This window comes from Yersinia hibernica (assembly GCF_004124235.1).
Lineage (GTDB): Bacteria > Pseudomonadota > Gammaproteobacteria > Enterobacterales > Enterobacteriaceae > Yersinia > Yersinia hibernica.
On sequence record NZ_CP032487.1, the window covers coordinates 2,165,601 to 2,190,793 of the forward strand.

Below are 25,193 nucleotides of genomic sequence, written 5' to 3' on the forward strand. Positions count from 1 at the left end.
CATAAAAATCTCACATCAATATTTGCCCTTTCCCCCGCAATTTCAATCCCACGGACAAACAGATTACCCAACAATAATGTGCTTGACATCTTGAGCCACATCATTATATCTTTCGACTTAATATAAGTCTTTTATAAAGTATTTTACATCGATGGCGAACTTAATTTCCCAACGATTAACCCGCGGAAGGTAACCACTGAATGTCAAGCTACACACTCGATGCCCCTCTGGATACTTATGCTAAACGAGCATCGACACGAGCTATTTTCTTCGTCGCTGGATTTGCTATGGGGCTTTGGGCATCGCTAGTGCCCTATGCACAAAATCGTCTACATTTTGCAGCTGGCTCATTAGGGCTACTGCTACTTTGCCTCGGGACAGGGTCACTACTGGCTATGCTTTTTTCCGGGAAACTCATCGGCCGTTTTGGCTGTAGAAATATAATGTTATTCGGCATCGCCCTCACCTGTCTCTTCCTCCCCACTTTGGCAATCATTGAACAATTTCCCCTTATGGCATTATGCCTATTCTTTTTTGGTGCCGGTATTGGCCTGGCGGATGTTGCAGTGAATGTCCAAGGCTCACTGGTTGAACAGTCATCTGATAAACCACTCATGTCAGGTTTTCATTGTCTTTTCAGTATTGGTTCCATCGCCGGTGCCGGCGGTGGGGCAATACTGTTTACACTGGGTTTAATGCCGCTAACGGTGACATTCATTGCTATTGGTATCATCACTATTATTACTGCCAAGGTAGCCACTGAATTAATCCCCTTTGGCGATCATAAAAAACCGACAGAACTGGGAATAAAAAAACCAAAGCCTAATTTCCGTCTCGGGTTAATGGCATTAATGTGCATGATTTGTTTTATGGCGGAAGGCGCAATATTAGATTGGAGCGGCGTTTTTCTGACTAATGATCGTGGCCTTAATATTGCACATGCTGGCTGGGGATTTGCCATTTTTGGTGGAACGATGTCAATAATGCGATTCACTGGTGACAAAGTTGTTAGCCTCTTAGGGCGCAAACATGTCCTGGTTCTTAGCAGTATTATCGCCATGACTGGCTATGCAGTGGCAGTCATTATACCTGACTGGAAATTCACACTGCTTGGTTTCGCATTGGTCGGAATTGGAGCGGCAAATATTGTTCCTGTGTTAATCACCCTGGCAGGTCAGGAAAAAGTCATGCCCGTCAATATGTCAGTTGCCATGGTCGCCACATTGGGTTATTTCGGTGTATTGGGCGGGCCAGCACTGATTGGTTTTATTGCCCACTTAACTGATCTTTATACTGCATTCTCCATGGTCGCACTCACATTCCTCGTTATTGCTGTTGGTGCATTCAAGCTGAAATATGTCAACGACTCGCCTGCGCCGCGAAAATAGATGCAGTATAAAGTTATTCTTAAAAGCTTCTCTAAAGAAAAAAATTGTGACTGAGTATGGTAATTTTACCTGCTAGCAAATCTTTGCTAGCTTTTTTTTAGAAAAAAAACACTAAGATATTCTCTATCAAACGACTATCTTCAATATGTTAAAGAGGGAAAATATGAGTATTAAAATTGTTGCTGTTGATATGGATGGAACCTTTCTTAACGACCAGATGAGTTATGATAGGAAAAGATTTAGTGCGCAATATGCACAATTGAAAAATAATGGCATAAAATTTGTTGTCGCCAGTGGCAACCAATATTATCAGCTTATCTCATTCTTTCCAGACATCGCTCATGAAATTGCATTTGTCGCTGAGAATGGTGCCTATGTTAGTAATGAAAATACGGAAATATTTTGCGGGGCATTATCGGATAAAAACCGAGACAAGGTGCTAAAAATATTACTCCCCATCCCCTACCTTGATATTATTGTTTGCGGCAAAAATGGCGCTCATATGCTCAGTTCATCAGATAATGTATTCTTCACCACCATGAGCAAATATTATCATCGCCTTGATATCGTGGATGACTTCAATCAGATAGATGAGCCCGCATTCAAATTTGCAATCAGTTTGCCCAATGAAAAATTGGCCGATTTTATGCGGTTCATTGAGGCGGAATTAGCCGGGATTGTCACCCCCGTTTCCAGTGGCCATGGCTCAGTTGACCTCATCATACCCGGTGTACACAAAGCCAATGGTATTAAATTGCTCCAAAATATATGGGGCGTGCAAGATGAAGAAGTCGTGACTTTTGGTGATGGCGGCAATGATGTTGAGATGTTACAGCATGCTGGTTTTGGATTCGCCATGGCAAATGCACCTGATCGTATTAAAGAAATAGCGCAATATCAGGCTGACTCAAATAATGACTCCGGCGTGCTAAATGTCATTGATAAAATTTTAAACAAACACCCTCCCTTTGCCTAAAATTAGTGATTCACCGCCGGTCATTCTCATCGCACCTGATCGATAAAATCGCGAGCGGGTGCTTATCATTTACACCATTACCGTCTCTATTAGATAAACTGTCAGATTCGCCTGCTGGCCGAAAATTCGTTATTATCCGCTCCCTCCCCTTTTTATCCGGCCAACCTGATGTCTACAATTTCCGACAGTTTTATTGCCCCGCGGTGCCATGACAAAATAGAAACGCTCTATCAGGATGACCACCTGGTACTCATCAATAAACCCTCCGGGCTCCTTAGCCTCTCGGGGAAAAACCCACAAAATATTGATTCGGTACATCATCGGCTGGTAGAGATTTTCCCCGGCTGCACCCTGGTGCATCGCCTTGATTTCGGCACTTCCGGGCTGATGGTGATTGCTCGTAATAAGACTATCAATGCCGCCCTGTGCCAACAATTCAGTCAGCGCACAGTGACCAAGATTTACAGCGCTTTGCTTTGCGGGCATCTTGACGGCAATCAAGGGGTAATAGACGCGGCGATTGCCAAAGACCCGGCGCTGTTCCCGCTGATGTCAATCTGCTCAATCCACGGCAAGCCTGCTCGCTCCCACTATCGGGTTATCGAGCGCTTTTATCACCCGTTGGAAGACAAAACGCTACTGCCGTTGACGCGGGTAGAACTCACCCCGGAGACCGGGCGTACCCATCAACTGCGCATTCATTGCCAGCAGTTGGGCCACCCCATTTGGGGCTGCGACTTGTATGGTGGCCGCCTGCTGCCAGGCACTGAACTGACGCCACGGCTGATGCTGCATGCCAGTGAGTTGCATTTTATTCACCCCATCAGCAAACAGGAAATCAAAGCTCGTCATGTCAGCCCGTTTTGACAGCAAAGAATATTGGGAATAAAGACGCCCGGTGTAGTGCGAAAATACACCCGGAAAGACGTAATCAGATGACAATAAACCTAAAGCCAGACTACTGACGACGGGCCGCAATAACTGGGTGTTTATCATAAACTGGCAAGCCATTAAATCTGCATGAAAAGCCCCGAAGGACTTTTCATACAAAAGCATCTTGCAATATTCATTACCACATCAAATCATCGGGCACTTTAAAATCAGCATACGGATCTTCTTCATCTTGCTCTTCCTGACTCAGCGCACTATTTAATACAATACTGTTTGCATCCCGCTGCACAATTTTATCGGCTACGATCGCTGGGATAATCGCGTATTCACTCTCACCACTGTTATCAACAACCAAACGAGCAATGGCAAGGCGGCCATTAATCAGCTGAGTTTGGGTTGTTTTATCAACAACTATTTTTTTAATTAAATTGTTATCTGTGAAGTTAAAACTAATATCGCCTTTTGCAATATTGATGCGGTTCATTTCAATGAGCTGCTTCACCTGAGCTTTATACTCTTTAGATAAAGCCGCTTGTTTTTGCTGTTCGCTTAGCTGTTTATCACGCTCAAGTTGTGCTTTTTTATTCTCTTCCACCGCCTCTCTTGCCTCACGAGCCTGAACTCGTGATTTTTTCGCCGTTCGTTGAACTTTGGCCATTTTTTTGCTGGTCACTAACCCAGCTTTTAGCATCTGCTCTTGTAAGGTGAGTTTTGTCATCTTCTCTTCTAAACCCGTTGAATAATTTATGAGATTATACCTGTAATTTTTGTGACTGCACCTGGTAGCAGGCCTGAGCACGGTATAACTTGATTTTACTGATGTTTATCAGAGACTGACTGAGCTGCTCACCGTATTAGCGCTAATAATGTCCACTCGGCTACTGAGCCGACTATCAGATTAAAATCGAAGGCGATTTAAGCAGGTAAGGTCTTTTTAATCATCTTCAGTAACCCATATAGGCGCTATCAGCGCCCTGCTCGGCTTAATTGTTGGCATGCCCTATCCGACTTACTTCCCATAAAAAGGCCGCATAAGCGGCCAAGACGATTGCTATAATTCAACTATTCTTCAAGATACTGACGACTCATTTCATCCAAAGCATCAGATATCATCATAATAGTGCTGCACTGTTTTTCTTTAGTCAGCTGATCATTAAATTTAGACTGGCAAAATACATTCATTTTCCCAGCCCAATAGGCTTTAACCAGTGAAGAGTCCACCAGTTTTATGCATGTAATATACTCGTCACCAGAATAATTACGATTACATACTGCCTCTGATACTCGCGCTATCGCAGGTACGGCCATAGGTTCATCGATTGGCATCGATAACGAAAATGCGGGGACTGACATAGCTAGTGTTGCTGCAATTAACTTCATATTAATAACCCAAGTCAACTATATGGATAATAAAACTCACACTGAGTTACTCAACCGATATTAAATGAAGGCACATTATTGGTGCGCTACCTCACAAAAGATAATGTAATAGGTTGAAATCTATAGGCAGGCCAAATTAACTTTATGAATCATCAATTAAAGATCGATATTTCATCCACTTACCTGCCGTAACTCGCAGCACAAAGAGTTATCGTGGTCAACAAAAATTGTTGTTGAAAATAATTAGCGAATTCAATATATTTATTAACCACTTTTGTTATCAATGATCAATGTGAATTATTTATCTTTTCTCATTAAATGAAAAATAACTTTTGTTATCAAACATGACAGAATAAAAGAAAGAATAGCCATTTTGTAATAGAGCACGATCAGAATATTTTTATTGAGAATGATTAAAATGGCTGGTCGCATCACCAAACCTATCATTTAATAATACCAAGACTAGCACCTCTGGAATAAGAGGAATCAAGATAACAATAAACACCCCAAACTTAGCCAATTGCATTATAATATTTAAAATTAATAATAATGTACAGTACACTATTATTAAAAACCAATAGAGTGCTAGTTAATAAATACTTCTGTTTATTTAAACAAAACCATGAGTTCTGCCAAGGGAACAATCGAGAGGGTATTAATCAACGGAGAGCAGGTCACTAAACTAGGTTTTCTTGCGCAAACTTAAATGACAGATCGACAGAAAGCATTTACCAGTCCCCTTCTGTCGCCCATTCCACAAATAAAAAAGCCCTGACTTATGCCGGGGTTTGTCATTATGCAGCCGGTGGCGGTCCCGGCGTCAATAACTACCAATGTGCTGACCGCATAGCTTTAAAATACAACAGCCCCAGCGATAAACTGAAGCTTTGAATTCAGTGCTGTGATAGCTGGCCCTGTACCGTATCAATGACCATGCAATCCTTGCACCAAGGCAACTATCACAGCACTGTATAATTTACAGTGTAATTATAAACAAACATTAAACATGACTAACTTTATAGTGGGCATGACTCACAAAACGACAAAATCCCCGCCGAAGCGAGGTTTGCTCAATATGATGGCGCTTTTATTCAGCAAATTTCAGCAATGCTTCACCATCGAGACGATAACGTACCCATTCAGATTGCGGCAACGCGCCAATGCTCTGGTAAAAATCAATTGCGGGCTGATTCCAGTCCAGCACACTCCATTCAAGTCGACCACACTGCCGTTTAACTGCGCATTGCGCGATATTTTTCAGCAGCGCCTTTCCTGCACCTTTACCACGATACTCAGGGGAAATGTACAAATCCTCCATATAAATACCGTTACGTCCAAGCCATGTGGAATAACTGGTGAAGAAAACGGCATAACCTATGGTTTTACCTGCATTTTCGCAGATCAATGCTTCGGTTTTACTGCCTGCACCAAACAGTGTTTCTCGAATCTCGTCCGACGTGGTGACCACTTCTTGCGGAGCTTTTTCATATACCGCCAGCTCATAGATCATATCGTAAATTGCCGTTGCGTCTTCCGGGCGGGCCTGGCGAATCGTAATGCTCATTAATTTTCCTGTCATTTTTGTATGGTATCGGCATTGATGGTGCCCAGCATAAGCGTTATTGTCAGAAGAATTAAGTGCAACTTTATTTGCCGCATAGCCCAGCGCTGACGGAACTGCTGGCGGGCGAAGTAGACCTCGCGCTGGGATTCAGCACACCGGATGAGACTCGACATCCGGAACTGGAAGAAATAAACTGGTTCGAAGATGAGTATGTCGTCATCAGCAACAAAAACCGCACACAGTTGACGCTGGAAGATTATCTCATCGCCCGGCACTTGGTGGTAACGCCTTGGAATGAGAAACGAGGCGTTCTGGACTTACAGCTTGAGCAGATGGGTTATACACGGCAAATAGCAATTAAAACGCCGTCAATGCTCAGCGCGCCATTTATTGTTGCGCAAAGCGACCTGCTGATGGCGATTCCCCGTTCTGCCGCTGAGAAGCTGATTCCGGCAATGAATATCAAGATATTTGCCTTACCATTCGAGATACGCTCGTTCGAAGTGAAGATTTATTCGCATAAAAGAAGCGGTAAGCGAGATGCGACTAACTGGCTGAAGGCGGCACTGCAAATGCTGGCGAAAGAGGCTGACTCAGGGCGTTGAATGCGGAAAAGCTGGCCTTGTGCCGATAATAGTGAAGAGCCGGATAGCGGCGCAGCCAATAGTCCGGTGCTAGTGCATATCGCCAACTAGTTATTTCTGCTTAAGTTATTTATTTTTTCTCATTAAATGAAAAATCAATTTTGTCATTAGATATGACAGAATAAGAGCAAGAATAGCCATTTCGTAGTAGAGCGCTATCAGAATGTTCGTATTAAGAAAGTTAAAATAGCTGATCGCATCGCCAAACTGATCACTTGACAACACCAAGACTAGCACTTCTGGAATAAGGAAGGTCAAGATAACAAATAAAACAAGAAAAGTCCCAAATTTAGCCAATCGCATCATACAGCTCCTTTGTAGTATTTAAAATCCATAATTATAACGTATAGTACACGATTATTAACAATCAATGGAGTGCTAGTTAATGAATGCTTCTATTTATTTAAAAGAAAAACTAAATACGGATAGGATGTTATCACTCTCACTAGATCGTGGGATAAAAGAAACCATGATTTCTGCCAAGGGAACAATTGAGAGTGTATACAGTGGTGTAGAGAGAGCCAGTTGGTATACATCTTGTTTCTTTGAAAAATATGCGAGTGAATGTCGGGAGATAAAAGCTGAAGATGCAAGAATAATAAAGGCAATATCAGAGATATATAAAAGATCTGATGTTATCTTTGACATGATAAAGCTTTATGTCGAGTATGTTCTTGATAAATATACACCGCGTGAGAATGCGCGGAGTTCTGCTTATCACTCATCCCATGTGGGTGCCAATCTCGCAGTTTCAATGGCTACAAAAAAATCAATGGCTTACTCTATAGCTAAAACGGTTTCTGGCTCATTCTCTGTATCGAATATTGTTCGAGCGGAAATAAACAAAAAAGGTTTATTTTTAATTAATGCTGCTGATTTATATGGAAAAGTTCAGAAATCTGCCATGGCAGCCAGGAAGCTGCAAGTCATTGAGCCTGGGTATTATAATTTACTACGGATCAATAATATAGAAATGCTTTATGTCTATATCGATCCAGTTATTTCTAAAGCAATGGAAAAAATACATTCGAACTCCAATTTAAGTTTTGACGAAATTGTGAATATACTTAATGGCATGGGAAGGTAATGAAAAGAATATTATATAACATATTGTTCTCGACGATCCCATTTATTGTTATCGTTTTGCTCGCAGCTTTCTATTTGGAATTCATTCCTAATCACTTTGGTAAGCTGACATTAGTAACAATTGTAATTGTATTCTTTGTATCATGTAAAATAATGCCTAATAAATATATCTAAAATAAAATCAAAGGATGACTTTGAGACTGTAATTAAAATTGTGTAATTGCCTGTTTTTGATATGTTCACTCCAACAACGGAGACAGGCAAATTATGGACGAGAAGAAACTTAAAGCTCTCGCTGCAGAACTGGCTAAAGGCCTCAAAACCGAGGCCGATCTCAATGCGTTTTCCCGTATGCTGACGAAGCTTACCGTCGAAACAGCGCTCAATGCAGAGCTGACTGAACACCTCGGACACGAGAAAAATGCCCCAAAAACCGGTTCAAATACCCGCAACGGCTATTCATCCAAAACGCTGCTGTGCGACGATGGCGAGATTGAACTGAGCACGCCTCGTGACCGTGAAAATACCTTCGAGCCACAGCTTATCAAGAAAAATCAGACGCGTATCACGCAGATGGACAGCCAGATTTTGTCCCTGTACGCCAAAGGCATGACAACCCGTGAAATCGTCGCCACATTCAAGGAAATGTACGATGCGGACGTGTCACCCACGCTGATATCTAAAGTCACCGATGCGGTTAAAGAACAGGTTGCTGAATGGCAAAGTCGGCCTCTGGATGCGCTGTATCCCATTGTTTATCTTGACTGTATCGTGGTGAAAGTTCGTCAAAGTGGTAGCGTGATAAACAAAGCGGTGTTCCTCGCTCTCGGCATTAATACTGAAGGTCAGAAAGAACTTCTGGGCATGTGGCTGGCTGAAAACGAAGGGGCGAAGTTCTGGCTCAGTGTGCTGACGGAGCTTAAAAACCGGGGCCTTCAGGATATTCTGATTGCCTGTGTGGACGGCCTGAAAGGCTTCCCGGATGCGATAAACAGCGTGTATCCACAGACGCATATCCAGCTTTGCATCATTCACATGGTGCGCAACAGCCTGAAATACGTGTCGTGGAAGGACTACAAAGCCGTCACCAGCGGACTGAAAACGGTGTATCAGGCTCCGACAGAAGCGGCGGCACTGATGGCGCTGGATAACTTCGCGGCAACCTGGGACGATAAATACCCGCAAATCAGCAAAAGCTGGCGTGCGCACTGGGGAAATCTCAATACGTTCTTTGGCTACCCGCCCGACATCCGCAAAGCCATCTACACCACTAATGCTATCGAATCGCTGAACAGCGTGATCCGTGCAGCTATCAAAAAGCGCAAAGTGTTCCCGACAGACGACTCAGTGAGAAAGGTTATTTATCTGGCGATCAAGGATGCTTCAAAAAAATGGAGTATGCCGATCCAGAACTGGCGGCTGGCGATGAGTCGTTTTATTATCGAGTTCGGTGACCGCCTGAGCGATCACCTTTAATATGGTGGCAGTTACACAGAATTATTTACAGGGTCATGACTTTTTATAGCCATTCTTTGAATACTTAATGTAATAAGCAGCTATTCTTTTCTTATCCCCTACCCTGCATCTCCTGTTTTCTCTCTTGTGCCACCCCACACAATCCTCATAGCATGCCGTGCGCCCCCGTTGACGGCAGACTGACCGAGTGAATATTCTTATTGCTGGCCTCAAACGCCTATTGGCTAACATTATCCGCATTGGCATCGTCTCAGACGTCGATCATGCTAACGGAATGTGCCGAGTCAAAATCGGCAACCTTGAAACCGATTGGCTCAATTGGTTAACCCTGCGCGCCAGTCGGGTGTGTTTTTGGTCTGCGCCCTCCGTGGGTGAGCAAGTAATGGTGCTCAGTATCGGCGGTGAACTCACCACCGGCTTTGTGCTGCCCGCCAACGCAGAGGACCACAATATACGCGCGATGGCTTCAATAGCCGATGGCACAAAGCTAGAGAAACAGCATAAGAGGCTCACCCTGAATTGGATTTTAATTTCACATTCCATGATCTGAAAGCAAAAGGCGTTTCTGACCTTGAGGGTTCACTCAGTGAGAAGCAGGCGATATCAGGACATAAAAACATGGGGCAAACAGCGCGGTCTGACAGGAAAATAAAAATTGTGCCGGTGGTAGGTAATCAGAAGAAGTGATTTTTTATGCGTTAGTTGAATTTTATGTTCCTAAATCATCTTCCTAACATTTTCCTAAATGTGATTTCAGGCACAAAAAAACCGCCTCTCGGCGGTTAACGACATACTCATACTACTTTGTTTTACTTAGAATATTTTCCATGGTGCCCGGGGCGGGACTTGAACCCGCACAGCCATAAGCCGAGGGATTTTAAAAACTCTCACGACATCATGAAAATCAATAACTTACATAAAATCAGTAAGTTACCAAACACGATGACGGGTTAGTTTGGGTTGTTGTGGGGGTGGTAGTCACATTAATCAAACTAAATTCAATAATCAGAAAGAATCAGGTGCACTTACATACTCATACTTAATCTGACGTCCTTGCTATTCTGGATGTGATCAGATCTGGTAGTTAGCTCGGTGCCAGGAACAATCAGCCAGCAGCTATGAGGTCAGGAGGATATCCCTTTCCTCTAGAAAGAGTGGAGTTATAATCGCATGACCTTTGTGGTGGACTCAACCGATACGGCAGCTATCGCACGGAGCATAAGTGGGATATTTGGACCATATAAAGCTTCTTCGGGCGCAATGCCAGCTTTAAGCGCGGGCACCCAAAGGCGAGCTTCGTAAGTTAGACGCCCGAGCAGCCATATTGCTCGAACTCTAAAACGATCTATCGGCAGCATTGATGAATAGAAATTTTTCGGCAGACATGTGCCATCTCCCAAATATTCTTCAAGTGGTGTCTGCTTTTCCTCAATTAACTCCGTCATCTTTCTCTCAATTAGTTCATTGTCCCACTTGTGCGATAGGTCATTTCGAACTTTTCGAATGTGATCGAACTCAACGAGTAAATCCTTGCTCAACCAGCCAAAGGCAAAAGCGAGCTGTATCCGTTGTGAGAATCTTGCTAAGGGGCCGAAACCGGACATGAGTGCGCTGCACCCTCCCGGAACATCGTCGGGAATTTCGCGCTTAAACATATCCTTTAGCCTGTCGTCCGCAAACGAGGCGACAATTACCGGAATAATCCTTACCTCTTCGGACACCACTATTGCAGCTATCTGCTCAAAGAGCTTTACATCAGCTTCGAATGGAGACGCTTGATCGACGAAATTTTTAACTCGATGCTCTCCGAAAGCTCGCGAATAGTTTCGGTAGACCTGGAGTCCCCATTTTTCACCGTCGCTAAGTTTCATAGAAATAATATCCGAATCAAGGAGTTTGTTCATAAGGTAAGCTCGTAAGTGGTATAAAAATAGAGAAATACTTCAATAGATTGTGTCGTATCATGTTCTAAATCGCCACACCTTTGGTAAACCCTCAGAAGTCAATTGCCGTGACTATTAGTTGAAAGCGCAAAAGTCTACTTTTCGCTCATAACTGCCTAAGGTCCTTCCTGCAGACGGCTCAGAGTCAGAAGCGGACGTTACTCAAATCACATTTACCGTGGTCAGTTTTAGTTAGTCACTACAATTCGCTGAAATTTTAAACAAAGCGGCGTTGCCCAGTAAAAGCTAGAGGTGTATGTTTATCAGGCTGTTCAACTAAACAGCATGGACCAATGAGGATATGAGATGGCTGATAGTTCAGAGTCTTTCGCAAGCGTCGATCAGATTACATCCCGCCCAAACTATTTAGCAACATTAGAGATTACCGTAGATAGCTTTAGCTCGCTTATTGGTCGTTATCACCTCAGTGAAAGCGTTCAATGTCAAGTTAAAACTGAACACGGCATCTGTGGGCAAAAGCATCAACGCGGATATGTTGGTGCTACAAAAGAAGGTAAGGAAGGTCTAATTGGTGGAATTTGTGGCGATAAATATTTTAAAGAACACACACTATTTGTTCAGGAAAAAAATCGTATAGATGCTGAGATTGATAGAAGAGAAAACATTGAAAAATTGATTGTTTATAAAGAAAACTTTCTTTCTTTGTCAGGTGTTTATGGTGCGCTTTCTCAAGACGTTCAAACAATGAAAAAGAAAACCAACCACCTTTACAATGGTTTTCCAGACATTGTTTTGACATATTTATATCAAGCCCAAAAAACAAAAAATTGGGATTTGAATGTTGATGTCTTACGCCATACTCGAGGTGAAAAAGGAATGACAAGCAACTGGTATATTGAAAAGCTTTGTACATTCCCGCCTTTACCATCTACACAAGAAATTCAAAGTTTGTTAGGTAGGATAGAAAACCTAAAAACTATTTTTAGCGAAGCTTGTTCTTCCAATATAGAAGATCTATCAACACCAAAGTTAAAGGGTTATGTACGAAGCCTTTCTGATTTTTATGAGTTAGAAAATAATTATAAAAAATTTGATAAAGATGTAGAGGAATTTACTCAAGATCATACCTTGTACAATTTATATTATGCCTGTGCTAACAATAAGGACAAGTTAGCTACTATAAAAACAATTTTAACTTCCAAGAACCCCAATCTCTCAGAACAATTAGTAAAATATAAATGTGATGAAATTGAGAGAATGACTAAAGAAAAATTCGATAACTGTCAAGTTAGATATAATAAGACAGTGATGAAATTTAAGAAAAACAGTATTGGTTAAGAAAAGCCCCGTTTGGGGCTTTTTGAGTTACCACCAACCAAACCTAGAATTGTAGGCACACCCGTTTTTTGCTCTTAGCCAACTGTCAGATTTTATTGTACTCAGTTACAGAAAACAGTCAGCACGTCTTTGAAATGCGATCATATGGGTTCAAACTCACTGCCGCTTCTAAATGATCCGGAGCAAAGTGGCTATAGCGCATGGTCATTTGGATAGTGGAGTGCCCGAGGATTTGCTGCAGTACTAAAATGTTGCCGCCGTTCATCATAAAATGACTGGCAAAAGTATGGCGTAGAACGTGGGTTAACTGGCCGGTAGGTAATACCAGCTTAGCCCGGTCAATGGCTTGGCCGAATGCGTCATAGGCATTGGCGAATAAGCGCCCTTTCATCTTTGGAATTAGTTTATGCAGTTCCGCAGAAATAGGGACTGTACGGTTCTTTTTGCTCTTGGTGTTGATATAAGTAATTTTATTTGGCATCACCTGAGCTTGTCTTAGCTGCTCTGCTTCACTCCAACGCGCACCGGTGGCCAGACAGATTCGAACGATGATACCGAGATCTTTATTACTGGAATTGTCACACTCATGCAGCAGACGCTTAATATCGTCTTCATAGAGAAAAGTTAATTCATTTTCACTTTCACGAAATAGCCTAACGCCATCCAATGGATTCGCATGATTCCAATGCCCTAGCCTTTTTAACTCATTAAATACAGCCCGTAGATAGGCATGTTCACGGTTAACCGTTGCCTCTTTTGGCGGTTTAACGATTCCGTGTTTTGGCTTACGGCTAAACTCACCGGCTAAACGCTGCTTGCGGTATTTGGCGAACACTTCCCGGTCAAAATCGGCAACAGCAGGATCGCCCAAATTATCACACAGGATATTGAGTTTATCTAATCTTGCTTTGCCGTCACTCAAAGAGCGCCCGTGGAGTTCATACCACTGACCGACCAATGTTTTTAACCTCTGCGCGGCAGTCTCTGCCGGTGTGTAGTCAATATCCAGATCACCACGTTGCGCTAACTGCTCACGTTCAAAGCGCAACGCCTCGCCGCGAGTAACAAAGGTTTTCCTAACCCGTTTACTGTCACGACCATCGGAGTAAAAATCACAGACCCACTTCCCGTTGGGTAATTTCCGTACTGCCATTTTAAATGCCTTACAAAATAATTTATACTATATATAAAGCCCTAAATTCAGCTTTCACACATTGCAGGTCCATTACATACGACTCAAATGTATCAATTAGTTCGCTTACCAGATTATCGATAATATTCATTTTATCCCTGAGGATAGAACAGTTGTGTGCTTCTCCTACTTCTACAGCTGAAAGCCTACCATGTGCAACTGCATTTCTTTTATTAACCACTTCATCAACCGTCGCTCTTTCTATTGGTGTTCTTGTGAAATTTGTAATACCGAATGCAGCTAAAACTTCAACAATAGTTTTATACCATATGTTTTGTAAAAACTCAGAAAATACAGTTTCTGCTACTGTACATACTGACTCCCCCTCAATTCCACTAAAGACATCGCACGCTTTGCTTAAGTAAAGCGTATTTTTGGATTGTTTAAAGGACTGCATTTTTGAGTGGAGTGATATCGAGTTAAATTGAGTAATGAAATGCTTATTACATATATTTTTTTCTTTTATAGATGCAATTGTTCTGATAAGTAAATCATTCACTGTCTTCTCAACATAAGAATAAATATGCACATAAAAAAGTCCTCTAAACATTTTTACTTGTGGAGGGGTCTCTTGTATTACATTATTATCCGCGCCATTGACAGTTGGCTCCAGAGATTCAACATAGTTGATATAAATCATAACATCATTAAATCTAACTCGAGCAGAATCTCTCAGCGGCGTAAAAATCATTTTATTAGCTCACTTTTAACTATTTCATTTCTAGCTGTAAGTGCCTTACGAGAGTTAGTTGCTCCCGTTGTATATTTTTTCAATTCAGAACTATTAAGTAATTCAATCAATGTTTCTTTACTCAAATCGTTTTTATTCTTAATTTTTAATGCCATTGCTGTCCCGACAGAAATAGCCTCATAAAGAACTATTGGCGTGATGTTTACTCTATTACCTCGAACGATGCCATTAGGGAGACTATCATTCAAAAACTCAAAGGTTTCAGTAAAGATACTTTCAAGGTTTTTTTTATTTTTAAACGATGTAGTTTTATTCTCCATATAGTCATTTAAAAAACCTTTAACACTATGAGTGAATTCAATCGAATTTTCATAATATGCAAAAAACTTAAGAACAAGCTCTTCAAGATTCCCTGTCTTTTTAGCATTTTCAGTCAACTTAACTACTGCCTTAAAGTTAACATTTTCTGCACATTTTTTTATGAAATCATTAAATTCCCCTGTATACACACAGTTTCTAATTTCTTGCGGGTGTAGTATAACCCCTCCAGTATTTAACCTTTCAAAGAGATCATATCTGACAGAAAAATCACTACGATCATTTAATACTGTCAATTTTATTGACCTAGTTAGAAACATAATCTGCAGTTGCTTTGGCATTCTATCAAAAGTAAGTCCATTCATTGAATCTAACTTTTCCAATCCTTCTAATGTCAATTGATTATAATGCCCCTCTAAAGCAGGTTCAGTTTCGCTTCCAATGAAGTTGATAATAGTCGATAGGCGTTGAACCCCATCAACAACGTCCCAAGATGAATCTCTGTTTGTTGCCATGTATAAACTTGGAACAGGTATGCCGAGAAAAATTGACTCAATAAGTTGTGATTGTCTCGTTTCATCCCAAATAAAATGCCTTTGATATTCTGGTGATATATCGATAATACCTTCGGCTAACATATCATAAACTTGTTTGATAGTTATATCATAGCTATCAAATGAGACTGTCTTTCTATTCCTATCTATTTGGTCTTGAATTTTTATTATATCCACAGTTAATTACCTATTTTAGTTTGTCTCATAAAATAACAATATTATTCTTCAACTTCATTCTCACTAATACCAGAACATTAATACCCTTTAATCTCACCGACAACTTTCGCCAGTATATTAACCTCACTAACCGGCCAATTTACATCATTGATTCGCCATACATCACCCGGTAAACGAGCAATATTGCTAATTGAGGTTACACCTGCTTTTTCAATCAACCAAAGACCGTCAGCAACATTTTTAAATTGGCGTTCGACCAGAAAATAGCGTTTCTCATTAGGGAACGAAATTAATTCAGGTTCAATAATCTGAACGGGAAGTAACTCTGAATCTAGTAATATAGGGGATACATCTATCAGCAAACCATCTTCAAGGCTTTTATGAGCAATAGATTTTGCGGTTTCATGTGCGACCGGTTTAACCGGTTCTTGAGGTTCACCCTCGCCAGTTGCAAGCCACTGTAATGATACGCCTGTTTCTAAAGCACAGAGCACAATCTCTTTGCCCGGAAAATAATCACGTTTGATCCAAGTGCTGATTGTTCCCGTTCCTGCACCTAGATAAGCTGCTAATTCTCTTTGTACTTTAAAACCATAGGCTTGCATCATTCTTTCTACTGCTGCAATCCCGCCGCTTAGTTTTTTATCATCCACGCTCGCAAAAACCCCTTTACATACTCACATATGCATAGTTTAATTCGTGAATTGATGGCAAATACCCACCAACACCTATATTAACCACCATCAAACAGGATGCCCTATGAATCAGAACCTTGCAATAACAGTTACGTCGCCCTATTTGTCACTCACTGAGTTCTCAAAATTGAGCGGAATCCCTTATGAAACCTGCCGTGGCATGGTGAAAGATGGTCGCCTTCCTATCCGCCAGAAAGTTCGCAAAATGGAAAAGGTTCTCGTAAATATGATCGCTCTCACTAAAGAAGCGGCAAACCAGTAATGTTCGACATTCAAATTTGCCAACTAATTGTCGGCATATGTGAGGAAGTAAGCCATGTTTGATTTTTCAGTGTCCAAACATCCGCACTTTGATAACGTCTGTCGCCAGTTTGCGTTAAAACACAACCTAGTCGAGCTGGCAGCAAACGCAGGGATTGCGGCGCAGGTTCTGCGCAATAAATTGAATCCTGACCAGCCGCATCGTTTAACCGTTGACGAACTGCTACGCATCACCGACCTAACCGAAGATCCAACATTATTGGACGGTCTGCTGTCGCAAATCAATTGCATGCCATCTGTGCCAGTCAATGAAGCCTGCACCAGCAATATCCCAACTTATGCGCTACATGCTACTGCCGCCGTGGGTTCTATTGCTGCCGCTGCGGTGCAAGGTAATCACAAAACAGCATTCAGCAAATCTGCTCTGCTGGATAGCGTCAATACTGCAATTCGCCATCTGTCACTGATTGGCCTGACAGTGCAGGCGCGCATTCAGTCAACCCCCGCGCTGGCTTCAACCGTTGATGTTATTAGCGGCTTGAGTGCTGTCGCCGGTTTGAGTTGAGGTGTTTTTATGATTATTTCTATTGCTCCACTGTTAAAGCAGCAAAGCCCGGTAAACCTGCGCCATTTCGGTAACGGTCTGCTGGAGTTGAAAAACGGCCAGCGCTGGAAGCCGGGAAGTAATCAAAAAGCGCTTTTACAAGAACTGTCTTCTGCAAAGAAGACGCCAATATTACGCCGTCTATTCGGGCGTTGATTGGAGGTTATATGCTGCAATTAACAGAAGCTGAAAAATTAAGAATGACGGGCATTGCTCGCATTGCTGAAATTAAAGAAAAATATTTACGTAATAGAAAGAATATTGCTCAAGAGGCTTTTGATAAGTCACCTGCACATTTACGTAAAACAATCTGTTTTCATGCCGGGTTAAAAAATCGCCATGTAAATATGCAGTTTTCGGAATTAAGTCCGACAGAAAGAGAGTCGGTTGTTGAAACATTGAATTACTTAATTGAGTTTACTCGTTCATTACCGTCATTTGTCAGTAATGATGACTGCACTTTAAATATTATTAATTAACTAAAATCGAGATATATGGCGTTTCACTCGCCGGGTTTCGTATTGCCTAAAAACAGGAATTACCGATGAAGAATACAAAGCAACAAGCGGAATTAATCAGATATGATCGCTCACCTGTGGCTATGAACTCACTGGAGTTATTACTAAATGAGGCTCGGATTGATGAACGAAAAAATCAGGCGGCACTTGTCTCATCTCGTTTGGAAGAAATCGCAAATCAAATTTTGAATCGTGAACTGAACGGCATAGAAGCTGCTGAACTACTTAACCAAATCGCTGAGCACATAATCACTCAGTCTTATGACCAGTATTAATAATATGCGTGGTCGTATTACCCCAACCCCGCCGTTGCCTTATCCGGGCAGCGGCGCTGCCGTTTCTAACTATACCTACCCCGGCAGCAAACCGCGCGAAACCTTGCCCGGCATCCAAAGACCGCTTACCCGTGAACAACTGATTCAGGGGCAAGCTGTTTTAGCCAATATAAATAAACTCCCTCATTTTCTGCGTAACCAGTTTATTTCTCGTTATGAATACCTGTTAACCAATAAAGGGCTAAACGACGTTAACAAATGGCTGGTGTTTGTCTTTGACCAGCGTATCTGGCCGCGTATTCAGGTTGTTAATAAAAAAAATGCCATGAATGCTCATGCTTGGCGTTGGTTCTCAATTGAAGCCGAGACTTACGCGGGCCTACCGGGTATGCATGACAAACAGTTGCGCCGTTTAGCTCGTCAAATAGCTGATGAGCTAATGGTGATCCATAACCAGTATTGTGATGACAGTATTGCGGCCAATCAGGGGGATAGGGCTGTTTTGCTTCAAGATGCAACGCAGGCTCGCATTTACGGTGAGCTTGCAAGAATGGCGCGCGCTTTCAATATCACGCCGATGCACTGGCGAAAATACCTGAAAGGCCGGTTAGATATCGCCTCTGCTATCGCCAGCTTGTCACGACTGGTTAATCCTGAATGGTGGGAGCGCAAACTCAAAGCGCAGCGTACCCGCTGGCGGGAAGCGTTATTGATTGCTGTCGGTAATGTTAGCCGGGATGTTTCAGCATCTTCTTATGCTAGCAAGCAGGCTATCCGTGAAGTTTTCGCCCGCCGCCAGTCTAATCTGGAATATCTCAAAAGCTGCCAGTTAGAAAATATTGAAACCGGTGAGCGCATCGACCTGATTGATAAAGTCATGGCGAGTATTTCTAATCCAGAAATTCGCCGTATGGAGCTAATGAGCACCATCGCCGGTATCGAAAAATATGCAGCTTCACAGAAGCACGTCGGCATGTTCCTGACCGTCACCACCCCGTCAAAATATCACCCGACCCGCGTTATCGGTAAAGGGGATAACGAGAAAGTCCAGCTTAACCATAAGTGGGACGATGAAGCCTACTCACCTAAAGACGGCCAGCGCTATCTCTGCAACATTTGGAGCAAAATGCGCACCGCCTTTAAAGACAATAAGTTGAGCGTCTACGGAATGCGGGTGGTTGAGCCGCACCATGACGGCACCCCGCACTGGCACATGATGCTGTTTTGTGAGCGCAGGCAGCGCCAACAGATTATCGACATCATGCGCCGCTATGCATTGAAAGAAGACAGTGACGAGCGCGGGGCCGCTAAATACCGCTTTGAGTGCAAGCACCTGAACAAAGGCGGGGCCGCTGGCTACATTGCTAAATACATTGCCAAGAATATCGATGGCTATGCGCTTGAGGGTGAGCGTGATCATGAAACCGGCGAGCTGTTGACTGACTCCGCTGCGGCAGTGACGGCGTGGGCGGCAACGTGGCGCATCCCTCAGTTTCGCCCGATTGGCATTCCTTCTATGGGCGCTTATCGCGAATGTCGTCGCATCCGTTTTATCAGTCTGGCTGAGACTTTCGACGAAACCGTGGAAGCCGTGCGCCATGCGGCTGACGAGGGTGATTTTGCTGCCTACATCGCCGCGCAAGGTGGCACTAATTGCGGCAACCAGACTGTTCGTTTAGCCAAGCGCGTCGCCGATGAACTCAACGCCTACGATGAAGAAGTACAAAAAGTCGTCGGTATCTACGCGCCGCATTTGGGCGCTGACCATATTCATGAAACCCGCACAACCCAATGGCGCATCGTTGCTGGTGCCGTTGACGTTGAGCTTTTGACTTTGAAAAGCGCCTCTGGCGCGCCTCGGAGTCCTGTCAATAACTGTGGGTTAGGTGGAAACACACAAGCGCCAAATGACCCCAACGGGCAGGCTAAAACGCCTGTGGTAGCGATGGAATACCCACCGGACGCCGTTATTGACTGGTCGGACACTGCCGCCGTGAGGGCGATTGTGGCCCGTGTTAAAGAGAAACAGCCAACGATTAGTAAGGCGCAACGTAGTTTTAACCCAACCAAAGGCCGACTTATTGCCCCGTCAGCCCGTTTGACCCGTGAAGAACGCCAGCGCATCCCCCAAATCCGCAATGATTTACTGCTGAAAGATATCAGCGCTCAACGCTGGGAACTGGAATCGTTAGCCCGTGGGGCCCAAATGTCGTTTGGCGGTGATGTTATTCAGTATCCGGCCCTGTCCGACTGGCCGGAATTCGATGATTAATCTACCTGAGAGAAAGCTCATGACTAAAACCGCTGCAACTACCCGTAAGCAGGCACAGCGCCAGCGTGATAAATCCGCCGGTATCAATGAAATTCGCGCCCGGCTTGAACCGGAAGAGTTCGCCATGTTGGCAGAGGGCATGGCCGCCCGGCGTTTGTTCCGACCTGCCTATGATTTACCGGAATATATCGCGCTACTTATTCGCCAAGACAACCAGCGACTAAAAGAGCAACTGGATGAACTGGGTAAACAGCGTTGTGGTAGATGTGGCGACACATTGCCGGGTGATCCAAATGGGTGTTGTTTGCGGGGTGAAGCGGCTTGCTGGCAAACCCAAGGCGTGAATAGCCTATTAATTAGTGCAATTAAACCATTGTGACGCGTCACATCGGATTATTTTTACAGCATATAGCGCGTCACAAACCTCTGATTTAGCTAAACAGCCGTTTACAGTATTGACCTGTATAACCTTTTACTTAATACTGTATATAAATACAGTATAATAAGGAGCCTGCATGGAACCCGTTGATAAAAGAGAACTAACGCTTTCAAGAATTAAGTTTATTGCTGAAGTTTCGCAAGTTGCACAATGCAGTAATAGTGAATTTCTTGTCGCTATGTCGTTGATATCAGACCTGACCAGCCAGATAGTCACGAGCCAAAATTATGATGAGATTTTCTATAACGCCGACGGTAAAAAATCGCACTGATAAATTTCTTATAAGACAATGCGTGTATGGCCTCCCATCGTGATTTGGGCCATGCATGCATATAGTGCATGATTCCGCATGATGATCCCCTCCCCTATTTCCCCTGTTAGCGCCAGCCCCGACGCGGATCTCGATGGATCATGCAAGTGCATGAAAAGCGACCTACAAAGCGCGCAGGCGTGGCGGGGATAGCATTGCGCGCAAAGGGTTTTGATACCCTTATTTATAGATCTTGGGCGGGCCGTGGTGCTGCGTTCGGTTGGGTTGGGAATCAATGCGTGTTCATAGGGTGCGAGGGCGTGGCGGGCGTCTGATAGTGTATGGCGCGAGGTGTTGGAATTGCTACTTTTCGGGCATGAAAAAGCCGCCCGGTTCGGCGGCTGTGGTGTGGTGCTTCAATCATCCGACGGTGCTGCAACTATATCGACACTGCAACTATGAGGCTGATATCCACCTAGATCCATTCGCTGACAATAACAACCTGAGCACACACATTTCCTTGGTGGTTGAGGCGGTGGCGCGGGCCTCTTCACTGTATCACCGGGTTTGTATGGCGGTGGTGTTGGCGCTTTACGTCCCATATTAATCCTCGCTTATCAGTTCATAAGGCTTGAACCGGATCACCTCTTCCCCTATCCAGTTATTCACCTCTTTCAGTCGTTCTTGCAATGGCGTTAACTCGTTACGAACAAACACTTGTGAGGCTTTCGCCACGTCACCGAAACCGCCGGTATTGTTGGGAATAATCCCCATCATCTGCGGTGGCACCCGGTGCACACTAAGCAGGTCGTCGCGGGTGGCATTCTTGATATTAAAAAAGTCATCTTTGGTGGCGACTTCGCTCAACGGTAAAATCTGGATACCGTCTTTTTTGCCATTAGGGGCATACATAAACAGGTTGCGGAAGTTGCCTAGCCCTTTGGTGTCACGCATCGCTTTACGCATTGCCTCAATATCGCTGCTACTTTGCGCCGCATCAGTCATATACAGGATGTATCCCGCGTGTGCGCCGTTCTGATAATACTTGCGGCGAAACAGCGTGGCGGCTTCATTGAGCCATGCCGAATTTAAACCGCTGAGGTATTCCGGTAAACCGTAAAGCTCCTGATTGATATCCGGTTCTATCAGGTGGAAAATGCTCCCGGCGGCGAACAGGTGTTCATCTTTCCAGTTCTGGACAAACCAATAGCAATCTTTTTCTAATCCACGGCGGGTGTACTTGGCCGGGCTGGGGTCGAGGCGCAGTGGTGCGCCCAGTTGGTTACGGCGCACCTCTAAAAACGCATTGCCGAACACCAGATAATCCAGCGCATAGCGGCTAAATGCCTGCTGACTGAGCATTGCGTGAGGGGTAAATGTGCTTGCCAGTATGTTGCGTTTCACATACAGCGGTGAACTATGATGCACCGCCGCCCGAAAGCTGCGCGCCAGTCCGTCAAAGCTGATAGGCGGGTCATACCATTTACCGTTACTGGTGCATTCGATGTAATCCAGTATTTCCCGCTTGTCGAGCACGGCGGAGGGTTCGCCAAAGGTGAACGCCTCCACCGGCTGCTGTTGGCTGGCGGTGTGATTGGTTACAGGTCGGCTTAATGCCTTGCGGCCCTTGCGCTTACTCATTTCACTTCCCCTGCATTGTTTGCCGCTTGTGACCAGTCGCACAAATATAAGAGTTTAAAATCATCCACCGTCATGTGTTTTTCCAGCCAATCTTTCTTCCAGTCTTTTTCCCATAACGTGCAGCCTTGTTGAATGGCATCATCAGCCGTGACCGATTGACGAAATACACCATCAGCACAAAAAACGCCGTTATCTGTGTGTATCACCGGTACTGCTTTTCGTGGGCGGTGTAGTGAACCATTCCAAATCTTGAACGCAGTATGTGAGCGGGAGGGTGTGGTATAGAGCGTTAAACGATGATTTTTGTGCATCGCTATCCCCTTAGCCATTTGCAGTATTGAACGCGGGTTTTTGGCCCATGCATATTCACCCAGGTATACGTTCCCGGCATGAGCGGCTGCGTGGCTGTTTTCACCGTGAAAGGCGATAAGTGCGCCATTACCTAACAACATATTATTCAGCGATAATGGGTTCACGTTTACCCCGACTACCCGGCAAAACTCCGCAATAAAGGCGCGGGTCGTCAGAGCGCTATTTCTGGAGCAGGTTAAAAAATGCTGATTGCGGCCAGTGGCTAGGGCATCCAGTAACGCTTCAAAAGCGAAAAGCCAGTCGGCCCCAATTTGGCGAGATTTGGTGATATTTCGGGCTACGCTGGTCAGCCCCACCCGATACCACGTCTTTTGATAGTCAAAGGCTGAGTTTTCGAAGTGTTCGCGCAGGCCGTCAACTTGACCAGCAGTAAAAGTCATTGATTTCATCCGTAAAACTCCAAGAAATTAGGGCTATGACCGCCATATGTCGCGGTAAGGGGTTCATTTAACAGGGCGTGCATAATCGCCCACGCCACATCGGCGTGACTGGCTTCTTCGCTGCGGCTGGCAACATAAGTCGAACTCTTGCCGCTAGCAGTCATGGTTTTGCGAATGGCCATAAATGACTGGGTGATATCGGTGTGGCCAGTGTCATATTCCAGACGGCCGTTATTAATGGTGTGCTTGGCTTTTAGCACCATGGCGGTTTTGATTTCAGGGGTGTATTTGATTTCCCTTGCTGCCGGGAAGAACTGACGCACTAATTGGAAAACGCCTTGGCCGACGGTAGTGGCATCGATACCGATATATTCCACGCAATACTTATGCGTCAGCTCTTCGATATGTTTGGCCTGCGCTTCAAAATCCATCCCTTTCCACTGGTGGCGCTCCAATACTCGGAACTTGCCGCCCGGCACCAATGGCGGTGCAATCACCGCGCACCCGGCACTGTCACCGCCGTTGGCCTCGGATGGGTCGTAACCAATCCACACCGGACGATAACCAAACGGCCGCAACGAATACGGGTTGTAGTCTTCCCACTCTTCCAGACTGTCAACCATGCAAGCCTGCAACTCGGCGAACGGGAACACTGACGCTTGATCGTCGACAAATTCGCACATCAACAGGTTTTGATATTCGGCCGGACTGTATTCCAGTGAGAGCTGGTTGAGGTCAAACAGGTTACAACCGCCCGCCAGTGCATCTTCCACCGTCACAATCTGCCGCCACTGACCATCAGCGCACAACGAACCACGGGCCAAATGGCTGTGGCTTAAATCCAGTTGAATATGGTCGGATTTATTGCGCCGGCCTTTATTGAATAATTCGCCAGACCAGAACGGATAGGCGCTGTGGGCCAGACTCGACGGCGTGGAGAAATAGGTGGTACGCCATTTTTTGTGTAGTGACATGCCGCTGGCGACTTTGCGTAATTCCTGAAACTTGGGTATCCAGAAATATTCGTCAAGATACAGATTGCCGGTGTAGCTCTGCGCGGTGCGCACGTTAGTGCCGAGGAAGAACAGGCGCGCGCCGTTGGGTAACACCATCGGGTCGCCTTTCAGGTCAACGTCAACCATGCGGGCAAAGTCAATAATGTAGCTTTTGAACACATGCGCCTGTGCCTTACTGGCTGACAGGAATATTTGGTTACGTCCGGTGGTGATGGCATCCAACAGCGCTTCACGGGCAAAGAAGAATGTCGCCCCAATCTGGCGTGATTTTAGAATGTTGCGGATACGGTGAGTGAGTCCGGCCTCAAACCAGTTGCGCTGATAATCAAAGATATTTTCGTGAAAAATGGATTCCAGCTTTTCAACGGCGGATTCACCGAACAGGTTTTTATCCGGGGTCTTGCGTTCCCCTTTGTTGCGGTTCGCCACATTTGGGTTTAAGTCGGCTTCGCTGCCGGTCTGGCTGTAGCGGTTCACCCGCGCCAACCGTTCAATCTGGCGGCCTAACAGGTCAATCTCTTTAAAGTCCCGCCCCTCTTTGGCGTCTTTCATGATGAGCTGAATTAACCGCGCTTCCATGCTGGTTTCCACACGGGAAATGGGTGCAATGGCGTCCCACCCGTCGCGCTTCTTCCAGCTCTGCACAGTCGGCGATTTCAGGGCCAGCGTGTCCGCAATCTGGCGCACAGAAAAGCCCTGCCAGTAAAGCAAGGCCGCCTGTCGCCGTGGGTCGCTGATAATGGTGCTCGATGTCGTATTCATGCCATTAGGCTACGCGACCAGCCCGACCCTCTGCGCGTCCTCGCTGTTGTGCCAGCCCCGTCACAACGGGCTTTCGTTGTTGCCGCCCCTCTCAGTCTGGAAACTAAGCCCCGTACCAAACAACCCACA

The 25,193-nt window shown here is 44.6% G+C and carries 27 protein-coding genes and 1 pseudogene; 17 read left to right on the top strand and 11 right to left on the bottom strand.

Going from position 1 to position 25,193, the window contains the following annotated elements; translation table 11 throughout:
- Positions 1 to 200 precede the first annotated feature (200 nt).
- The 3 genes from D5F51_RS10145 to D5F51_RS10155 all read left to right on the top strand — a co-directional run bounded on the left by D5F51_RS10145 (position 201) and on the right by D5F51_RS10155 (position 3,231).
- Complete coding sequence (locus tag D5F51_RS10145) at positions 201 to 1,388, top strand: MFS transporter (protein WP_129196510.1); 1,188 nt, start codon at positions 201 to 203, stop codon at positions 1,386 to 1,388.
- Between the two features lie 163 nt (positions 1,389 to 1,551).
- A complete protein-coding gene (locus D5F51_RS10150) occupies positions 1,552 to 2,364 on the top strand; it encodes a Cof-type HAD-IIB family hydrolase (RefSeq protein WP_129196512.1) in 813 nt (270 codons plus the stop codon).
- 168 nt (positions 2,365 to 2,532) lie between these two features.
- A complete protein-coding gene (locus D5F51_RS10155; RefSeq protein ID WP_129196514.1) occupies positions 2,533 to 3,231 on the top strand; it encodes an RluA family pseudouridine synthase in 699 nt (232 codons plus the stop codon).
- Positions 3,232 to 3,433: 202 nt separating this feature from the next.
- Here the strand turns inward: D5F51_RS10155 and D5F51_RS10160 are convergent, their stop codons facing one another.
- The 3 genes from D5F51_RS10160 to D5F51_RS10175 all read right to left on the bottom strand — a co-directional run bounded on the left by D5F51_RS10160 (position 3,434) and on the right by D5F51_RS10175 (position 6,199).
- A complete protein-coding gene (locus D5F51_RS10160; RefSeq protein WP_129196516.1) occupies positions 3,434 to 3,973 on the bottom strand; it encodes a DUF2058 domain-containing protein in 540 nt (179 codons plus the stop codon).
- A 344-nt stretch (positions 3,974 to 4,317) separates the two neighbouring features.
- Positions 4,318 to 4,635 carry a hypothetical protein gene (locus D5F51_RS10165; RefSeq protein WP_025378000.1) on the bottom strand — a complete coding sequence of 106 codons (318 nt, stop codon included), beginning with the start codon at positions 4,633 to 4,635 and terminating at the stop codon, positions 4,318 to 4,320.
- A gap of 1,087 nt (positions 4,636 to 5,722) precedes the next feature.
- Positions 5,723 to 6,199 (bottom strand): GNAT family N-acetyltransferase, encoded by a 477-nt coding sequence (locus D5F51_RS10175; protein ID WP_129196518.1) that lies wholly within the window; start codon positions 6,197 to 6,199, stop codon positions 5,723 to 5,725.
- Positions 6,200 to 6,282: 83 nt separating this feature from the next.
- Here D5F51_RS10175 and D5F51_RS10180 point away from each other — a divergent pair.
- The 4 genes and pseudogenes from D5F51_RS10180 to D5F51_RS22750 all read left to right on the top strand — a co-directional run.
- Positions 6,283 to 6,804, top strand: a pseudogene (locus tag D5F51_RS10180) (LysR substrate-binding domain-containing protein); the annotation flags it as partial.
- A gap of 424 nt (positions 6,805 to 7,228) precedes the next feature.
- Positions 7,229 to 7,930 carry a hypothetical protein gene (locus D5F51_RS10190; protein ID WP_100273902.1) on the top strand — a complete coding sequence of 234 codons (702 nt, stop codon included), beginning with the start codon at positions 7,229 to 7,231 and terminating at the stop codon, positions 7,928 to 7,930.
- 266 nt (positions 7,931 to 8,196) lie between these two features.
- A complete protein-coding gene (locus tag D5F51_RS10195; RefSeq protein WP_129195537.1) occupies positions 8,197 to 9,405 on the top strand; it encodes an IS256 family transposase in 1,209 nt (402 codons plus the stop codon).
- A 187-nt stretch (positions 9,406 to 9,592) separates the two neighbouring features.
- Positions 9,593 to 9,955 (top strand): phage baseplate assembly protein V, encoded by a 363-nt coding sequence (locus D5F51_RS22750; protein ID WP_245994922.1) that lies wholly within the window; start codon positions 9,593 to 9,595, stop codon positions 9,953 to 9,955.
- Between the two features lie 610 nt (positions 9,956 to 10,565).
- On the opposite strand, the gene D5F51_RS10210 is transcribed toward D5F51_RS22750, so the two are convergent.
- Positions 10,566 to 11,309: a hypothetical protein gene (locus tag D5F51_RS10210; protein WP_129196520.1), complete on the bottom strand. Its 744-nt coding sequence runs from the start codon at positions 11,307 to 11,309 to the stop codon at positions 10,566 to 10,568.
- Positions 11,310 to 11,654: 345 nt separating this feature from the next.
- Here D5F51_RS10210 and D5F51_RS10215 point away from each other — a divergent pair, with 345 nt between their 5' ends.
- Positions 11,655 to 12,647 carry a hypothetical protein gene (locus tag D5F51_RS10215; RefSeq protein ID WP_129196524.1) on the top strand — a complete coding sequence of 331 codons (993 nt, stop codon included), beginning with the start codon at positions 11,655 to 11,657 and terminating at the stop codon, positions 12,645 to 12,647.
- 118 nt (positions 12,648 to 12,765) lie between these two features.
- On the opposite strand, the gene D5F51_RS10220 is transcribed toward D5F51_RS10215, so the two are convergent.
- The 4 genes from D5F51_RS10220 to D5F51_RS10235 all read right to left on the bottom strand — a co-directional run bounded on the left by D5F51_RS10220 (position 12,766) and on the right by D5F51_RS10235 (position 16,232).
- Positions 12,766 to 13,800: a phage integrase gene (locus tag D5F51_RS10220; protein WP_129196548.1), complete on the bottom strand. Its 1,035-nt coding sequence runs from the start codon at positions 13,798 to 13,800 to the stop codon at positions 12,766 to 12,768.
- Between the two features lie 22 nt (positions 13,801 to 13,822).
- Positions 13,823 to 14,530: an MAE_28990/MAE_18760 family HEPN-like nuclease gene (locus D5F51_RS10225; protein WP_129196550.1), complete on the bottom strand. Its 708-nt coding sequence runs from the start codon at positions 14,528 to 14,530 to the stop codon at positions 13,823 to 13,825.
- Positions 14,527 to 15,579 carry a DUF262 domain-containing protein gene (locus D5F51_RS10230; RefSeq protein WP_129196552.1) on the bottom strand — a complete coding sequence of 351 codons (1,053 nt, stop codon included), beginning with the start codon at positions 15,577 to 15,579 and terminating at the stop codon, positions 14,527 to 14,529. The genes D5F51_RS10225 and D5F51_RS10230 overlap by 4 nt, the downstream gene beginning before the upstream one ends.
- A gap of 77 nt (positions 15,580 to 15,656) precedes the next feature.
- The gene (locus D5F51_RS10235; RefSeq protein WP_129196554.1) at positions 15,657 to 16,232 is read right to left on the bottom strand and encodes a phage repressor protein CI; all 576 of its coding nucleotides are present in this window, start codon (positions 16,230 to 16,232) and stop codon (positions 15,657 to 15,659) included.
- A 106-nt stretch (positions 16,233 to 16,338) separates the two neighbouring features.
- Between D5F51_RS10235 and D5F51_RS10240 the strand changes: the two genes are divergently transcribed.
- The 9 genes from D5F51_RS10240 (at position 16,339) to D5F51_RS22440 (ending at position 21,500) form a co-directional block, all read left to right on the top strand.
- A complete protein-coding gene (locus tag D5F51_RS10240; protein ID WP_014609005.1) occupies positions 16,339 to 16,536 on the top strand; it encodes a hypothetical protein in 198 nt (65 codons plus the stop codon).
- A 54-nt stretch (positions 16,537 to 16,590) separates the two neighbouring features.
- Positions 16,591 to 17,100 carry a phage regulatory CII family protein gene (locus D5F51_RS10245; protein WP_129196556.1) on the top strand — a complete coding sequence of 170 codons (510 nt, stop codon included), beginning with the start codon at positions 16,591 to 16,593 and terminating at the stop codon, positions 17,098 to 17,100.
- A gap of 9 nt (positions 17,101 to 17,109) precedes the next feature.
- Entirely contained in the window at positions 17,110 to 17,295 is a 186-nt protein-coding gene (locus tag D5F51_RS10250) for a phage filamentation protein Fil family protein (RefSeq protein ID WP_129196558.1), read from the top strand.
- Between the two features lie 11 nt (positions 17,296 to 17,306).
- A complete protein-coding gene (locus D5F51_RS10255) occupies positions 17,307 to 17,618 on the top strand; it encodes a hypothetical protein (protein WP_129196560.1) in 312 nt (103 codons plus the stop codon).
- 122 nt (positions 17,619 to 17,740) lie between these two features.
- Entirely contained in the window at positions 17,741 to 17,932 is a 192-nt protein-coding gene (locus D5F51_RS10260) for a DUF2732 family protein (protein WP_391592405.1), read from the top strand.
- Positions 17,919 to 20,204 carry a replication endonuclease gene (locus tag D5F51_RS10265; RefSeq protein WP_129196564.1) on the top strand — a complete coding sequence of 762 codons (2,286 nt, stop codon included), beginning with the start codon at positions 17,919 to 17,921 and terminating at the stop codon, positions 20,202 to 20,204. The genes D5F51_RS10260 and D5F51_RS10265 overlap by 14 nt, the downstream gene beginning before the upstream one ends.
- A gap of 19 nt (positions 20,205 to 20,223) precedes the next feature.
- The gene (locus D5F51_RS10270) at positions 20,224 to 20,583 is read left to right on the top strand and encodes a hypothetical protein (protein WP_129196566.1); all 360 of its coding nucleotides are present in this window, start codon (positions 20,224 to 20,226) and stop codon (positions 20,581 to 20,583) included.
- A 136-nt stretch (positions 20,584 to 20,719) separates the two neighbouring features.
- Positions 20,720 to 20,914 (top strand): hypothetical protein, encoded by a 195-nt coding sequence (locus tag D5F51_RS10275; protein ID WP_129196568.1) that lies wholly within the window; start codon positions 20,720 to 20,722, stop codon positions 20,912 to 20,914.
- 355 nt (positions 20,915 to 21,269) lie between these two features.
- Entirely contained in the window at positions 21,270 to 21,500 is a 231-nt protein-coding gene (locus tag D5F51_RS22440) for a hypothetical protein (protein WP_145507698.1), read from the top strand.
- Here the strand turns inward: D5F51_RS22440 and D5F51_RS10280 are convergent.
- Genes D5F51_RS10280 through D5F51_RS10290 form a run of 3 tightly spaced genes read right to left on the bottom strand, consistent with a single transcriptional unit; the run spans position 21,497 to position 25,064 of the window.
- Positions 21,497 to 22,534: a phage portal protein gene (locus D5F51_RS10280; protein ID WP_129196570.1), complete on the bottom strand. Its 1,038-nt coding sequence runs from the start codon at positions 22,532 to 22,534 to the stop codon at positions 21,497 to 21,499. The two genes, D5F51_RS22440 and D5F51_RS10280, sit on opposite strands and share 4 nt — an antisense overlap.
- Complete coding sequence (locus tag D5F51_RS10285; protein ID WP_129196572.1) at positions 22,531 to 23,295, bottom strand: terminase large subunit domain-containing protein; 765 nt, start codon at positions 23,293 to 23,295, stop codon at positions 22,531 to 22,533. The genes D5F51_RS10280 and D5F51_RS10285 overlap by 4 nt, the downstream gene beginning before the upstream one ends.
- Complete coding sequence (locus D5F51_RS10290; RefSeq protein WP_129196574.1) at positions 23,292 to 25,064, bottom strand: terminase ATPase subunit family protein; 1,773 nt, start codon at positions 25,062 to 25,064, stop codon at positions 23,292 to 23,294. The genes D5F51_RS10285 and D5F51_RS10290 overlap by 4 nt, the downstream gene beginning before the upstream one ends.
- Positions 25,065 to 25,193: the final 129 nt, after the last annotated feature.

What these genes read in the sequence shown, in the direction of transcription:
- D5F51_RS10280 (WP_129196570.1), bottom strand. Translation starts at nt 22,534, where the DNA reads ATGAGTAAGCGCAAGGGCCGCAAGGCATTAAGCCGACCTGTAACCAAT.
- D5F51_RS10220 (WP_129196548.1), bottom strand. Translation starts at nt 13,800, where the DNA reads ATGGCAGTACGGAAATTACCCAACGGGAAGTGGGTCTGTGATTTTTAC.
- D5F51_RS10195 (WP_129195537.1), top strand. Translation starts at nt 8,197, where the DNA reads ATGGACGAGAAGAAACTTAAAGCTCTCGCTGCAGAACTGGCTAAAGGC.
- D5F51_RS10210 (WP_129196520.1), bottom strand. Translation starts at nt 11,309, where the DNA reads ATGAACAAACTCCTTGATTCGGATATTATTTCTATGAAACTTAGCGAC.
- D5F51_RS10145 (WP_129196510.1), top strand. Translation starts at nt 201, where the DNA reads ATGTCAAGCTACACACTCGATGCCCCTCTGGATACTTATGCTAAACGA.
- D5F51_RS10260 (WP_391592405.1), top strand. Translation starts at nt 17,741, where the DNA reads ATGAACTCACTGGAGTTATTACTAAATGAGGCTCGGATTGATGAACGA.
- D5F51_RS10290 (WP_129196574.1), bottom strand. Translation starts at nt 25,064, where the DNA reads ATGAATACGACATCGAGCACCATTATCAGCGACCCACGGCGACAGGCG.
- D5F51_RS10285 (WP_129196572.1), bottom strand. Translation starts at nt 23,295, where the DNA reads ATGAAATCAATGACTTTTACTGCTGGTCAAGTTGACGGCCTGCGCGAA.
- D5F51_RS22440 (WP_145507698.1), top strand. Translation starts at nt 21,270, where the DNA reads ATGAAAAAGCCGCCCGGTTCGGCGGCTGTGGTGTGGTGCTTCAATCAT.
- D5F51_RS10215 (WP_129196524.1), top strand. Translation starts at nt 11,655, where the DNA reads ATGGCTGATAGTTCAGAGTCTTTCGCAAGCGTCGATCAGATTACATCC.
- D5F51_RS10155 (WP_129196514.1), top strand. Translation starts at nt 2,533, where the DNA reads ATGTCTACAATTTCCGACAGTTTTATTGCCCCGCGGTGCCATGACAAA.
- D5F51_RS10160 (WP_129196516.1), bottom strand. Translation starts at nt 3,973, where the DNA reads ATGACAAAACTCACCTTACAAGAGCAGATGCTAAAAGCTGGGTTAGTG.
- D5F51_RS10175 (WP_129196518.1), bottom strand. Translation starts at nt 6,199, where the DNA reads ATGAGCATTACGATTCGCCAGGCCCGCCCGGAAGACGCAACGGCAATT.
- D5F51_RS10250 (WP_129196558.1), top strand. Translation starts at nt 17,110, where the DNA reads ATGATTATTTCTATTGCTCCACTGTTAAAGCAGCAAAGCCCGGTAAAC.
- D5F51_RS10275 (WP_129196568.1), top strand. Translation starts at nt 20,720, where the DNA reads ATGGAACCCGTTGATAAAAGAGAACTAACGCTTTCAAGAATTAAGTTT.
- D5F51_RS10240 (WP_014609005.1), top strand. Translation starts at nt 16,339, where the DNA reads ATGAATCAGAACCTTGCAATAACAGTTACGTCGCCCTATTTGTCACTC.
- D5F51_RS10255 (WP_129196560.1), top strand. Translation starts at nt 17,307, where the DNA reads ATGCTGCAATTAACAGAAGCTGAAAAATTAAGAATGACGGGCATTGCT.
- D5F51_RS10225 (WP_129196550.1), bottom strand. Translation starts at nt 14,530, where the DNA reads ATGATTTTTACGCCGCTGAGAGATTCTGCTCGAGTTAGATTTAATGAT.
- D5F51_RS10165 (WP_025378000.1), bottom strand. Translation starts at nt 4,635, where the DNA reads ATGAAGTTAATTGCAGCAACACTAGCTATGTCAGTCCCCGCATTTTCG.
- D5F51_RS10150 (WP_129196512.1), top strand. Translation starts at nt 1,552, where the DNA reads ATGAGTATTAAAATTGTTGCTGTTGATATGGATGGAACCTTTCTTAAC.
- D5F51_RS10245 (WP_129196556.1), top strand. Translation starts at nt 16,591, where the DNA reads ATGTTTGATTTTTCAGTGTCCAAACATCCGCACTTTGATAACGTCTGT.
- D5F51_RS10190 (WP_100273902.1), top strand. Translation starts at nt 7,229, where the DNA reads ATGAATGCTTCTATTTATTTAAAAGAAAAACTAAATACGGATAGGATG.
- D5F51_RS10265 (WP_129196564.1), top strand. Translation starts at nt 17,919, where the DNA reads ATGACCAGTATTAATAATATGCGTGGTCGTATTACCCCAACCCCGCCG.
- D5F51_RS10270 (WP_129196566.1), top strand. Translation starts at nt 20,224, where the DNA reads ATGACTAAAACCGCTGCAACTACCCGTAAGCAGGCACAGCGCCAGCGT.